A 12,660-nucleotide genomic window follows, 5' to 3' on the forward strand; every position below is an offset into this window, starting at 1 on the left:
CGCGTTCGCCGCCGGCTCTGTTGAGCCGGCGGCGTCCGGGGAGTATTACCAGCGGTAGTGTGCGAAGGCCTTGTTGGACTCGGCCATCTTGTGGGTGTCTTCGCGACGCTTCACAGCGGCACCGAGACCGTTGGACGCATCCAGGATTTCGTTCTGGAGACGCTCGGTCATCGTCTTCTCGCGGCGGGCCTTGGAGTAGCCAACCAGCCAGCGCAGGGCGAGTGCGGTGGAGCGGCCGGGCTTGACCTCAACCGGAACCTGGTAGGTGGCGCCACCGACACGGCGGGAGCGGACCTCGAGGGAAGGCTTGACGTTGTCCATCGCCTTCTTGAGTGCTGCTACGGGGTCGCCGCCGGACTTGGCGCGTGCGCCTTCGAGTGCACCGTAGACAATGCGCTCTGCCGTGGACTTCTTGCCGTCAACGAGCACCTTGTTGATGAGCTGGGTTACCAGCGGGGAACCGTATACCGGATCCGAAACGAGCGGCCGCTTGGGGGCCGGACCCTTGCGAGGCATATTACTTCTTCTCCATCTTTGCGCCGTAGCGGCTGCGGGCCTGCTTACGGTTCTTCACACCCTGGGTATCGAGGGCGCCACGGACGATCTTGTAGCGGACACCCGGGAGGTCCTTCACACGACCACCGCGAACGAGCACAATGGAGTGCTCCTGCAGGTTGTGGCCAACACCGGGGATGTAGGCGGTAACTTCCACGCCGCCGTTGAGGCGCACACGTGCCACCTTACGCAGAGCCGAGTTCGGCTTCTTCGGGGTGGTGGTGTAGACGCGGGTGCAGACACCGCGGCGCATGGGGCTGCCCTTAAGCGCGGGAGCCTTGGTCTTTGAGACCTTAGGCGTGCGGCCCTTGCGGACCAGCTGGTTAATCGTAGGCACTCTCGTGTTCTCCGTTTTATCCGGAGTGGCTGTTTCCGGCCACTCTCCTGTTGCGTTGCCCCGCCGCCCGGGCCTTGAAGAAGATCTCCAGGGCGGCGAAGGCGAAGCCTTAATAGTCGGATCGCATTCCCGGGGGCGACTGGCGTCGGACAAGTCCCTAGGCATGCGAAAATGTGGCATACGTTGCACAAGAACCCTGCAAACCGGAAACGTCGCTCTGGTCCAGCTTTTCAGCTGATACCGGCGCTCTCATCCACTGCCACAATAACAATTGGTAACAAGTCTAGCACGGACAGGCTCCATGCCTTAATCGGGGGGTTAAAGCGGATGGTCCCCCACCTTTCGGTGCGGGACCATCCCCTCGTAAGGCTCTACCGGAGTTGGTTACCGAAAGTCGTTGCCCAGGTCGTAGTCATCCAGCGGGATGGCGTGGAACTCGGGAGCTCCGTCACCGCCCAGGGTGTCGTACGAGAAGTCACTGAATGCGCTGGGGCCGGTGAACAGGTTGGCCTTTGCTTCCTCAGTGGGCTCGACGGTGACCTCGGTGTAGCGCGGGAGGCCCGTGCCGGCCGGGATCAGCTTACCGATGATGACGTTTTCCTTCAGGCCCAGCAGCGGATCGCTCTTGCCTTCCATGGCCGCCTGCGTCAGGACGCGGGTGGTCTCCTGGAAGGAAGCTGCGGACAACCAGGACTCGGTGGCCAGCGACGCCTTGGTGATGCCCATGAGCTCGGGACGTCCGGAAGCCGGAGTCTTGCCCTCGGACACGACGCGGCGGTTCGCTTCCTCGAACCGGCTGCGCTCGGCGAGCTCGCCGGGCAGCAGGTCCGATTCGCCGGACTCGATGACCGTGACGCGGCGCAGCATCTGGCGGACGATAACCTCGACGTGCTTGTCGTGGATACCGATGCCCTGGCTGCGGTACACGCCCTGGACCTCGTCCACCAGGAACTTCTGTGCCGCACGCGGACCCATGATGCGCAGGACCTGCTTGGGGTCCACCGGGCCGTTGATCAGCTTCTGTCCGACGGAGACGTGGTCGCCGTCTTCGATCAGCAGGCGTGAACGGCGCAGGACCGGGTAAGCGATCTCTTCCGTTCCGTCGTCCGGGGTGATGACCAGGCGCATCTGGCGCTCGGACTCTTCGATGGTGATGCGGCCGGCTGCTTCAGCAATCGGGGCGACACCCTTCGGAGTACGGGCTTCGAAGAGCTCCTGGATACGGGGCAGACCCTGGGTGATGTCGTCGCCACCACCGGCGGAAACTGCACCACCGGTGTGGAACGTACGCATGGTCAGCTGGGTACCGGGTTCACCGATGGACTGTGCGGCGATGATGCCCACGGCCTCGCCGATGTCCACGGTCTTGCCGGTGGCCAGCGAACGGCCGTAGCACAGGGCGCAGGTGCCCACGCTGGACTCACAGGTGAGCACGGAACGGACCTTGACCTCAGTGATGCCTGCCTTGAAGAGCTCGGCGATGACGACGTCGCCGCAGTCGGTGCCGGCGGCTGCGAGGACGTTGCCCTCGGAGTCAACGACGTCGACGGCCAGCGTACGTGCGTAGGCGCTGTTCTCGACGTTCTCGTCCAGGACGAGCTCACCGTTGGAGTCGGCGACGGCGATGGGCGTGACCAGGCCACGCTCGGTGCCGCAGTCTTCTTCGCGGACGATGACGTCCTGGGAGACGTCCACCAGACGACGGGTCAGGTAACCCGAGTTGGCGGTACGCAGAGCGGTATCGGCCAGGCCCTTACGGGCGCCGTGGGTGGCGATGAAGTATTCCAGCACCGACAGGCCCTCACGGTAGGAGGACTTGATGGGGCGCGGGATGATCTCACCCTTCGGGTTGGCCACCAGGCCACGGATACCCGCGATCTGGCGGACCTGCATCCAGTTACCACGTGCACCTGAGGACACCATGCGGTTGATGGTGTTCATCGGGGACAGGCTTTCGCGCATCACCGAGGCGATGTCGTTGGTGGCCTTGTTCCAGATCTCGATCAGTTCCTGGCGGCGCTCGTCGTCGTCGATCAGGCCCTTGTCGTACTGGCCCTGGATCTTGGCGGCCCGCTCTTCGTACCCGGCAAGGATTTCCGGCTTGGCGGCCGGGACCTCGATGTCGGAGATGGCGACGGTGACGCCCGAACGGGTGGCCCAGTAGAAACCGGCATCCTTCAGGTTGTCCAGCGTTGCTGCGGTGACGACCTTCGGGTAGCGCTCGGCAAGGTCGTTGACGATGCGGGACAGTTCGCCCTTGTCGGCAACAGCCTCAACCCAGGGGTAGTCCTCGGGCAGGGTCTCGTTGAAGAGGACCTGGCCCAGGGAGGTCTGGACGAGTGCGGGCTGACCCGGCTCCCAGCCTTCCGGAGCTTCCCAGCCGGCGTAGGGCACGAAGCCTTCGAGGCGGATCTTGACCTGCGAGTTCAGGTGCAGCTCGCGGGCATCGAACGCCATGATGGCTTCCGAAACCGAACCGAAGATGCGGCCTTCGCCGGCTGAACCGACACGCTTTGTGGTCAGGTGGTAAAGGCCGATGATCATATCCTGCGAAGGCAGGGTGACCGGGCGTCCGTCGGAGGGCTTCAGGATGTTGTTCGAGGACAGCATCAGGATGCGGGCCTCAGCCTGCGCCTCGGGGCTCAGCGGCAGGTGCACTGCCATCTGGTCGCCGTCGAAGTCGGCGTTGAACGCGCCACAAACCAGCGGGTGAAGCTGGATTGCCTTGCCTTCGACAAGCTGCGGCTCGAACGCCTGGATGCCCAGGCGGTGCAGGGTAGGTGCACGGTTGAGCAGCACCGGGTGTTCGGTGATGATCTCTTCGAGCACGTCCCAGACCTGCGGGCGGTAGCGCTCCACCATCCGCTTGGCCGACTTGATGTTCTGGGCGTGGTTGAGGTCAACCAGGCGCTTCATCACGAACGGCTTGAAGAGCTCCAGGGCCATCTGCTTGGGCAGGCCGCACTGGTGCAGCTTCAGCTGCGGGCCGACGACGATGACCGAACGGCCGGAGTAGTCGACGCGCTTGCCGAGGAGGTTCTGGCGGAAACGGCCCTGCTTGCCCTTGAGCATGTCGCTCAGGGACTTCAGCGGACGGTTGCCCGGTCCGGTGACCGGACGGCCGCGGCGGCCGTTGTCGAAGAGGCTGTCAACAGCTTCCTGAAGCATGCGCTTCTCGTTGTTGACGATGATCTCCGGAGCACCCAGGTCAAGCAGGCGCTTGAGGCGGTTGTTGCGGTTGATCACGCGGCGGTAGAGGTCGTTGAGGTCGGAGGTCGCGAAGCGGCCACCGTCCAGCTGGACCATGGGGCGCAGTTCCGGCGGGATCACCGGGACGGCGTCGAGGACCATGCCAAGCGGGCTGTTGTTGGTGGTCAGGAACGCGTTGACCACCTTCAGGCGCTTGAGGGCGCGGGTCTTGCGCTGGCCCTTGCCGTTGGCGATGACGTCGCGCAGCAGGTCGGACTCGGCCTGCATGTCGAAGTTCTCAAGGCGCTTCTTGATGGCTTCGGCACCCATGGAGCCCTCGAAGTACATGCCGTAGCGGTCGCGCAGTTCGCGGTACAGGCCTTCGTCACCTTCGAGGTCGGCGACCTTCAGGTTCTTGAAGCGGTCCCAGACCTGCTCGAGGCGCTCGATGTCGGCGTCGGCACGCTTGCGCACGTTGGCCATCTGGCGGTCGGCGGAGTCGCGGGCCTTCTTCTTGTCGGCAGCCTTGGCGCCTTCGCCTTCGAGGCGTGCGATTTCGCCTTCGAGGTCGCGGGCGATCGCGGCGATGTCGGCATCGCGGTTGTCGATCAGCTGCTTCTTCTCGATGTCGTGCTCAACCTGCAGGTTGGGCAGTTCCTCGTGGCGGGCAGCTTCGTCGACGCTGGTGATCATGTAGGCGGCGAAGTAGATGACCTTTTCGAGGTCCTTCGGGGCCAGGTCAAGGAGGTAGCCCAGGCGGGACGGAACACCCTTGAAGTACCAGATGTGCGTGACGGGGGCGGCCAGTTCGATGTGGCCCATGCGCTCACGGCGGACCTTGGCGCGGGTGACTTCAACGCCACAGCGCTCACAGATGATGCCCTTGAAGCGCACGCGCTTGTACTTGCCGCAGTAGCATTCCCAGTCCCGGGACGGGCCGAAGATCTTCTCGCAGAAGAGGCCGTCCTTCTCGGGCTTGAGCGTGCGGTAGTTGATGGTTTCCGGCTTCTTAACCTCGCCGTACGACCAGCCGCGGATGTCTTCCGCGGTGGCGAGGCCGATCTGCATGAGGCCGAAGGAGGATTCGCTGGACATATGGTCCCTGTTCTCTCTTGTTCTCTAAATTCTGAAGTCTTGGTGCGGGATGAGGGAGGGGGCGTACGACGGCGGGTGGTCACCCGCCGTCGCAAACCTCCTGCTAGACCTCTTCTACGGAGCTGGGCTCTGCGCGAGACAGATCGATGCCCAGTTCCTCCGCAGCCGTGAAGACTGCGTCATCAGAGTCACGCATTTCAATTGTGGTTCCGTCCGTGGAAAGGACTTCCACGTTCAGGCACAGCGACTGCATTTCCTTGATCAAGACCTTGAAGGATTCGGGAACGCCCGGCTCGGGGATGTTCTCGCCCTTGACGATCGCTTCGTAGACCTTCACACGACCGTGGATGTCATCCGACTTGATCGTGAGGAGTTCCTGGAGCGTGTAGGCGGCGCCGTAAGCTTCGAGCGCCCACACTTCCATTTCACCGAAGCGCTGGCCACCGAACTGTGCCTTACCACCCAGGGGCTGCTGCGTGATCATGGAGTACGGGCCGGTGGAGCGTGCGTGGATCTTGTCGTCCACCAGGTGGTGGAGCTTCAGGATGTACATGTAGCCGACCGAGATCGGATCCGGGAACGGCTCGCCGGAGCGGCCGTCAAACAGGCGGGTCTTGCCGGAGGAGTTGATCAGGCGCTCACCATCGCGGGTCACATTGGTGGAATCCAGCAGGCCCGTGATTTCCTCTTCGCGGGCACCGTCGAACACCGGCGTCGCAACAGTGGTGGGACCACTCTCGCGCGGCAGGTTCGGCAGCTGCTTGACCCACTCCGGCTCGCCTTCGATCTTCCAACCGGTCTTGGCAACCCAGCCAAGGTGGGTTTCGAGCACCTGCCCCACGTTCATACGGCCCGGAACACCCAGCGGGTTCAGGACGATGTCAACGGGGGTACCGTCTGCAAGGAAGGGCATGTCCTCAACGGGGAGGATCTTGGAGATAACACCCTTGTTGCCGTGGCGGCCGGCGAGCTTGTCGCCGTCGGTGATCTTGCGCTTGGCGGCCACGTAGACGCGGACCAGCTGGTTCACGCCCGGGGGCAGCTCGTCGTCGTTGTCGCGGTCGAAGACGCGGACGCCGATGACGGTGCCGGACTCGCCGTGGGGCACCTTCAGGGAGGTGTCGCGGACTTCGCGGGACTTCTCACCGAAGATGGCGCGCAGCAGGCGCTCTTCCGGGGTCAGTTCGGTTTCACCCTTCGGGGTGACCTTTCCAACCAGGATGTCCCCTGCTTCAACCTCGGCACCGATGTGGATGATGCCGCGCTCGTCCAGGCCTGCAAGGACTTCCTCGGACACGTTGGGGATGTCACGGGTGATCTCCTCGGCACCAAGCTTGGTGTCGCGGGCATCGATCTCGTGCTCCTCTATGTGGATGGAGGAAAGGACGTCCTCGGCAACGATGCGCTGCGAGAGGATGATGGCGTCCTCGAAGTTGTGGCCTTCCCATGACATGAATGCCACGAGCAGGTTCTTGCCCAGTGCGAGCTCGCCCTGGTCCGTTGCCGGGCCGTCGGCGATGATGCCGCCAACTTCCAGGCGCTGGCCTTCGTTCACCAGGACGCGGTGGTTGTAGCAGTTGCCCTGGTTGGAGCGGGCGAACTTGTTGATGCGGTAGTTGGTCTCGGTGCCGTCGTCGTTGAGCATGATGACGAGCTCGGCGGAAACCTCGGTGACCACACCCGCCTTCTTGGCGATGACAACGTCACCGGCGTCGACGGCGGCAGCGCGCTCCATGCCGGTGCCCACGAACGGAGCCTCGGAACGGACCAGCGGCACAGCCTGGCGCTGCATGTTGGCACCCATGAGTGCGCGGTTGGCGTCGTCGTGCTCCAGGAACGGGATCAGGGCGGTAGCCACGGACACCATCTGGCGCGGGGAGACGTCCATGAACTCAACGTCCGCGGCCGGAACCAGGACGGGCTCGCCCCCACCACCACGGGCACGGACCAGCACGGTGTCTTCAGCGAACTTGTTGTTCTCGTCCAGCGGCGCGTTGGCCTGGGCGATCAGGACCTCGGCCTCGTCGTCGGCTGTCAGGTACTGGACGTCGTCGGACACGACGCCGTCCTTGACCAGGCGGTACGGGGTTTCGATGAACCCGAACGGGTTGATGCGTCCGTAGGATGCCAGCGAACCGATCAGGCCGATGTTGGGGCCTTCAGGGGTTTCGATGGGGCACATACGTCCGTAGTGGGACGGGTGCACGTCACGGACTTCCATGCCGGCGCGGTCACGGGACAGACCACCGGGGCCAAGGGCCGACAGGCGGCGCTTGTGGGTCAGGCCCGAGAGCGGGTTGTTCTGGTCCATGAACTGCGACAGCTGGGAGGTTCCGAAGAACTCCTTGATGGCTGCGACCACGGGGCGGATGTTGATCAGGGTCTGCGGCGTGATGGCCTCGACGTCCTGGGTGGTCATACGCTCGCGGACAACGCGCTCCATGCGGGACAGGCCCGTGCGGACCTGGTTCTCGATGAGCTCGCCAACGGCGCGGATGCGGCGGTTGCCGAAGTGGTCGATGTCGTCGATTTCGACGCGCAGGTCCACTTCCTGGCCATCGCGGGTGCCCTTGATGGTCTTCTCGCCGGCGTGCAGCGCGACGAGGAACTTGATCATGGCAACGATGTCTTCAACGTGCAGGACAGAAGCTTCCTTGTCGCCAAGGGAGCGGTCGATGCCCAGCTTGCGGTTGATCTTGTAGCGGCCAACCTTGGCCAGATCGTAGCGCTTGGAGTTGAAGTACAGGTTGTCCAGCAGGGACTGGGCAGCCTCGACGGTGGGCGGCTCGCCCGGACGCAGCTTGCGGTAGATGTCCAGCAGGGCGTCTTCGCGGGTCTCGGTGGCGTCCTTCTCCAAGGTTGCCCGCATGGAGTCGTACTGGCCGAACTCTTCGAGGATCTGGCCTTCGGTCCAGCCAAGGGCCTTCAGCAGGACGGTGACGGACTGCTTGCGCTTGCGGTCGAGGCGGACACCGACCTGGTCGCGCTTGTCGATCTCGAGCTCAAACCAGGCACCGCGGGACGGGATGATCTTCGCGGTGAAGATGTCCTTGTCGCTGGTCTTGTCAGCGGCGCGCTCGAAGTAGGCGCCCGGGGAACGGACCAGCTGGGAGACGACGACACGCTCGGTGCCGTTGACGACAAAGGTGCCCTTCTCGGTCATCAGCGGGAAGTCACCCATGAACACGGTCTGCTGCTTGATTTCGCCCGTGTTGTTGTTCATGAACTCGGCCTTGACGTACAGCGGAGCCGAGTACGTTGCGTCCCGGTCCTTGCATTCGGCCATGGTGTACTTGGGGTCAGCGAACTCCGGATCGGAGAAGCTCAGGGACATAGTGCCCTGGAAATCCTCGATCGGGGAGATCTCTTCGAAGATGTCCGACAGGCCGGACGTGGTGGCGACGCTGAGATCGTTTTCTTCGACAGCCTTTGCCACGCGTGCCTGCCAGCGCTCATTGCCGACCAGCCAGTCAAAGCTGTCCGTCTGCAGGGCAAGCAGATTCGGAACGTCAAGAGGTTCGTGAATCTTTGCGAATGAGAGCCGGCGAGTGGCACCATCAGTGCTGTCGGCAGTGTTAGCGGTTTCGTTATTAGAGGTGCTCGAGGCGACCAAGAGGGATCCTTCCACAGACCTTCAGGCGTTTTCAGATCTCCCCCGCTGTGCACCCTGCGGAGTGACTCCGCAGCGCTACCATCCGGTTCCGCTATATGACCCGGGACCTGATACTGACTATGCTGTGACCGTTGTTACGGCACGTTGATTGCCAGCTGCCAGGCAAAGCCCACCGCTATATGAAGGCTGAAGGTAAACAGGGAAGACGCAAATATCTACGATACGGCAAAATAACCTACGTGTCTACCCCACATCCGGCCGGATTGCAAGCACCTGATTTTTGGGGAACCCTAGGGCGCCGCCCGGATGCTAGAGCCTGAGCGTGACGCCCGCCGCCGTGCAAGCCGCGGAGTTGGCGAAGACGGCGTCCCGCACCGCGTCCTGGGACTCCGGCGCCGGCTTGGCTCCGGCCTCCGCCGCGGATGAGTGGTCGATGGCCAGCAGGCTCAGGGAGGCAAACAGTCCCTGCAGATCCCCGGAGACAGTGTCCTTGGCGTCCTGGGCCTTCAGGTACACGTCCTCATAGCCCTTGGAGTCAGTGGGTGCAACAGCGGAGTAATCCGCCACCAGCCTGTTGAAGAGCTCGCAGGCTTCCCGGGTTCCGCCCGCCCTGGCACCCTGGCTTGCCGTGCCGCCGGTGGCCAGGGGGCTGCTGCCGGCCGCATCCCGGGTCTGCTCCGGCGATGCGGTCGACTGGACCGATTCCGCCGGCGCCGGGGTGGACACCGAGCAGGCTGCCATCATTCCGCCCACCAGCAAGGCGGTGGCTGCCGTGGCTGCCGCGATAGTTGTCGTCTTCACTGTGTCGCTCCGTCCGTCCCGGCTCCGGACCATCTGTCCCCCTGCAAAGCATGTGCCCCTGCAAAGCCTCGCCGTCCACCCTACGCAAGAGGCCGCCGTCGTGCACAACGCTGCCGATGGGTACCTCTCCCCTGCCGCGTGTGGAACGAACTGATTCAGGAATGCACATAGGGGTTCCAGCGTTTGAATAGTTGGGTGACCAGGGTCACGATAGCCTTGGTGGCTTACACCGGAACCGGACTGAAAGTGAAAACCATGGGCAACTCTCCCGACAACAGTGACGTTGTCATCCTCGGGGCAGCACGGACTCCGCAGGGCCGGATCAACGGCCAGCTCTCGAGTCTCACCGCCGTGGACCTTGGCGCCCACGCCATCAAAGCCGCACTGGAATCCAGCGGCGTCGGCACCGGCGACGTGGAGGCCGTGATCATGGGCCAGGTGCTTCAGGCCGGTGCGGGGCAGAATCCAGCGCGGCAGAGCGCCGTCGGCGCCGGCATCGGCTGGAACGTCCCCGCGGTCACAGTCAACAAGGTGTGTCTTTCAGGCCTGACGGCGGTGATCGACGCCGCCCGGATGATCCGTGCCGGCGAGGCCGCGGTGGTGGTGGCCGGCGGCCAGGAGTCGATGAGCCGCGCGCCGCACCTGCTCCCGGGGTCCCGCCAAGGATGGACGTACGGCTCCATCCAGGCGCTGGACGCTGCCGCCCATGACGGCTTGACCGATGCCTTCGACGGCCAGTCCATGGGCCTGTCCACGGAAACACGGAACCTCACGCTGGGCATTGACCGCACGTCGCAGGACAACGTTGCCGCCCAGTCCCACCAGCGCGCGGCGCTGGCGGCAAAGAACGGAACGTTCGACGGCGAGATCGCACCCATCAGCGTGAAGCAGCGCAAGGGCGAGCCCCTGGTGGTGGATTCCGACGAGGGCGTCCGCCCCAACACCTCGGTGGAGTCGCTGGCAGGCCTGCGCGCAGCGTTCGTCACCGATGGCACCATCACCGCCGGTAACTCCTCTCCCCTGTCCGACGGCGCCGCCGCCCTGGTGCTCGCATCCCGAGGCTACGCGGAGGAGAACGGGCTGGAGTACCTGGCCGTGGTGGGAAAGCCGGGACAGGTGGCCGGCCCTGACAACTCCCTGCATTCCCAGCCGTCAAACGCCATCATGAACGCCTTGGGCAAGGCCGGGTGGAGCACTGCGGACCTTGACTTCATCGAGATCAATGAGGCCTTCGGATCCGTGGCGGTACAGTCCCTGAAGGACCTGGACTACCCCCTGGAAAAGTGCAACATACACGGCGGTGCCATCGCGCTGGGACATCCGATCGGGGCCTCGGGCGCACGGCTGGCGGCCCATGCGGCCCATGAGCTGAAACGGCGCGGAACGGGCAAAGCCGCCGTGTCCCTCTGCGGCGGAGGCGGGCAGGGCGAGGCCCTCCTGCTGTACCGCGACTGATGGCGGGCGCATCCGGAAACGGAACGGACGGCGTCGGACGGGAACGCTTCCTGGCTGACGCCGCGGCCCGCGGCCTGCAGGTTGACGTGGTGCAGCGCCCGGCAGCAAAGAGCCTCGAAGAGGCAGCCGGCATCCTGGGCATCAGCCCGGCCGACATCGTCAAATCCCTGGTGGTCAAGCACAAGGACGGCACCTTTTTGTTCGCCCTGGTCCCGGGCGACCGGCAGATCTCCTGGCCCAAGCTCCGCGCCCTGGTAGGCGTCAACAAGCTGTCCCTCCCGCCCGCCGCTGCCGCGCTGGAGGCAACCGGCTATGAGCGGGGCACGATCACTCCGCTGGGGAGCACCACCGCCTGGCCGGTCTATGCCGACGCCACGATCACTGGGCGACGGATCTCCATGGGGGCCGGCGCCCATGGCTACAGTGCGTTCGTTGACGCCGATGCCCTGACCGCAGCCCTGGACGCGGTTGTGGCGGATATCAGCGACCCCGCGTAACGCGGGAGACCCGTTTAAGGCAGAAAACCCCGCCCACCGGAGTGGACGGGGTTTCCTGAGGAAAAGGCGTTGTTACTTGAGGGTAACGGTGGCGCCTGCAGCCTCGAGCTGCTCCTTGGCCTTCTCGGCAGCTTCCTTGTTGGCGCCTTCGAGGACAGCCTTGGGGGCACCGTCAACCAGGTCCTTGGCTTCCTTGAGGCCGAGGGAGGTGATGGCGCGAACTTCCTTGATGACTGCGATCTTCTTGTCGCCGGCAGCTTCGAGGATGACGTCGAAGTCGGTCTTCTCTTCAACCTCTTCAGCAGCTCCGCCACCGGCGGGGCCGGCAACTGCAACAGCAGCGGCGGTAACTTCGAAGGTCTCTTCGAAGAGCTTGACGAACTCGGAGAGCTCGATGATGGTCAGTTCCTTGAAAGCTTCAATGAGCTCTTCGTTGCTGAGCTTCGCCATGGTAGGCGTCCTTCCTGTTGTGGTGTCCGCAATGGCGCATGGCCTGAGGGGCACCGGAGTCTGGTGGGGGTAAGAGAATCAGTTCTCTTCGGCAGCGGGAGCTTCAGCGGCAGCTTCAGCTTCAGCGGCGGGGGCTTCTTCAGCGGCGGGCGCTTCGGCAGCTGCCGGTGCACCGTTCTCTTCTTCAAGCTTGAGGCGCAGTGCGTCGATGATGCGTGCAGCTGCGGCGGCCGGTGCCTTGAGGACACCTGCAACCTTGGCGAGCTGCAGCTCACGGGACTCGAGGGCAGCAAGTGCGGCAACCTCGGTGGCGTCCAGCGCCTTGCCCTCGAAGTAACCGGTCTTGATGACCAGCTGCTTGTTGGCCTTGGCAAAATCCGTCAGGCTCTTGGCAGCGGCAACTGCGTCACCCTTGATGAACGCGATTGCAGTGGGGCCGGCAAGCTGGCCGTCGAATGCTTCGACGCCGGCTTCCTTGGCTGCAATGGCGGTCAGGGTGTTCTTGACGACCGCGAACTTGGTGTCCTGGCCGAGAGAAACACGCAGCTGCTTGAGCTGTGCAACGGTGAGCCCGCGGTATTCGGTCAGGACAGCGGCGTTCGATTCCTTGAAATCGTTAGTGATCTCAGCTACTGCTGAAACCTTGGTAGGCGTTGCCATAACCCTCC

9 protein-coding genes are annotated in these 12,660 nt (G+C 64.0%); 2 read left to right on the forward strand and 7 right to left on the reverse strand.

The window, feature by feature from the left end:
- Positions 1 to 45 precede the first annotated feature (45 nt).
- The 5 genes from rpsG to ACEN9K_RS15975 form a co-directional block, all read right to left on the reverse strand.
- Positions 46 to 516, reverse strand: coding sequence for a 30S ribosomal protein S7 (gene rpsG / locus ACEN9K_RS15955; RefSeq protein WP_003803829.1), 471 nt, complete (start codon positions 514 to 516; stop codon positions 46 to 48).
- Between the two features lies 1 nt (position 517).
- Positions 518 to 892, reverse strand: a complete 375-nt coding sequence (gene rpsL / locus ACEN9K_RS15960; RefSeq protein WP_009358312.1) for a 30S ribosomal protein S12 — start codon at positions 890 to 892, stop codon at positions 518 to 520.
- A gap of 384 nt (positions 893 to 1,276) precedes the next feature.
- Positions 1,277 to 5,176: a DNA-directed RNA polymerase subunit beta' gene (locus tag ACEN9K_RS15965; RefSeq protein WP_223992294.1), complete on the reverse strand. Its 3,900-nt coding sequence runs from the start codon at positions 5,174 to 5,176 to the stop codon at positions 1,277 to 1,279.
- A gap of 103 nt (positions 5,177 to 5,279) precedes the next feature.
- A complete protein-coding gene (gene rpoB / locus ACEN9K_RS15970) occupies positions 5,280 to 8,789 on the reverse strand; it encodes a DNA-directed RNA polymerase subunit beta (protein ID WP_018769127.1) in 3,510 nt (1,169 codons plus the stop codon).
- A 309-nt stretch (positions 8,790 to 9,098) separates the two neighbouring features.
- Positions 9,099 to 9,590 carry a hypothetical protein gene (locus ACEN9K_RS15975; protein ID WP_478223099.1) on the reverse strand — a complete coding sequence of 164 codons (492 nt, stop codon included), beginning with the start codon at positions 9,588 to 9,590 and terminating at the stop codon, positions 9,099 to 9,101.
- A 255-nt stretch (positions 9,591 to 9,845) separates the two neighbouring features.
- On the opposite strand from ACEN9K_RS15975, the gene ACEN9K_RS15980 reads away from it, so the two are divergent.
- Positions 9,846 to 11,045: an acetyl-CoA C-acetyltransferase gene (locus tag ACEN9K_RS15980; RefSeq protein ID WP_026265738.1), complete on the forward strand. Its 1,200-nt coding sequence runs from the start codon at positions 9,846 to 9,848 to the stop codon at positions 11,043 to 11,045.
- Positions 11,045 to 11,542, forward strand: a complete 498-nt coding sequence (locus tag ACEN9K_RS15985; protein WP_144600751.1) for an aminoacyl-tRNA deacylase — start codon at positions 11,045 to 11,047, stop codon at positions 11,540 to 11,542. Before ACEN9K_RS15980 ends, ACEN9K_RS15985 begins: the two co-directional genes overlap by 1 nt.
- Positions 11,543 to 11,614: 72 nt before the next feature.
- Here ACEN9K_RS15985 and rplL read toward each other — a convergent pair whose 3' ends face one another.
- The gene (gene rplL / locus ACEN9K_RS15990; RefSeq protein WP_018769123.1) at positions 11,615 to 11,992 is read right to left on the reverse strand and encodes a 50S ribosomal protein L7/L12; all 378 of its coding nucleotides are present in this window, start codon (positions 11,990 to 11,992) and stop codon (positions 11,615 to 11,617) included.
- Positions 11,993 to 12,070: 78 nt separating this feature from the next.
- Complete coding sequence (gene rplJ, locus ACEN9K_RS15995; protein WP_018769122.1) at positions 12,071 to 12,652, reverse strand: 50S ribosomal protein L10; 582 nt, start codon at positions 12,650 to 12,652, stop codon at positions 12,071 to 12,073.
- Between the last annotated feature and the right edge of the window lie 8 nt (positions 12,653 to 12,660).

This window comes from Pseudarthrobacter sp. Pseusp20 (assembly GCF_059492155.1).

Excerpts from the sequence above, each read along its gene's own strand:
- ACEN9K_RS15980 (WP_026265738.1), top strand. The coding sequence starts at position 9,846 with ATGGGCAACTCTCCCGACAACAGTGACGTTGTCATCCTCGGGGCAGCA.
- ACEN9K_RS15965 (WP_223992294.1), bottom strand. The coding sequence starts at position 5,176 with ATGTCCAGCGAATCCTCCTTCGGCCTCATGCAGATCGGCCTCGCCACC.
- rpsG (WP_003803829.1), bottom strand. The coding sequence starts at position 516 with ATGCCTCGCAAGGGTCCGGCCCCCAAGCGGCCGCTCGTTTCGGATCCG.
- rplL (WP_018769123.1), bottom strand. The coding sequence starts at position 11,992 with ATGGCGAAGCTCAGCAACGAAGAGCTCATTGAAGCTTTCAAGGAACTG.
- ACEN9K_RS15985 (WP_144600751.1), top strand. The coding sequence starts at position 11,045 with ATGGCGGGCGCATCCGGAAACGGAACGGACGGCGTCGGACGGGAACGC.
- rplJ (WP_018769122.1), bottom strand. The coding sequence starts at position 12,652 with ATGGCAACGCCTACCAAGGTTTCAGCAGTAGCTGAGATCACTAACGAT.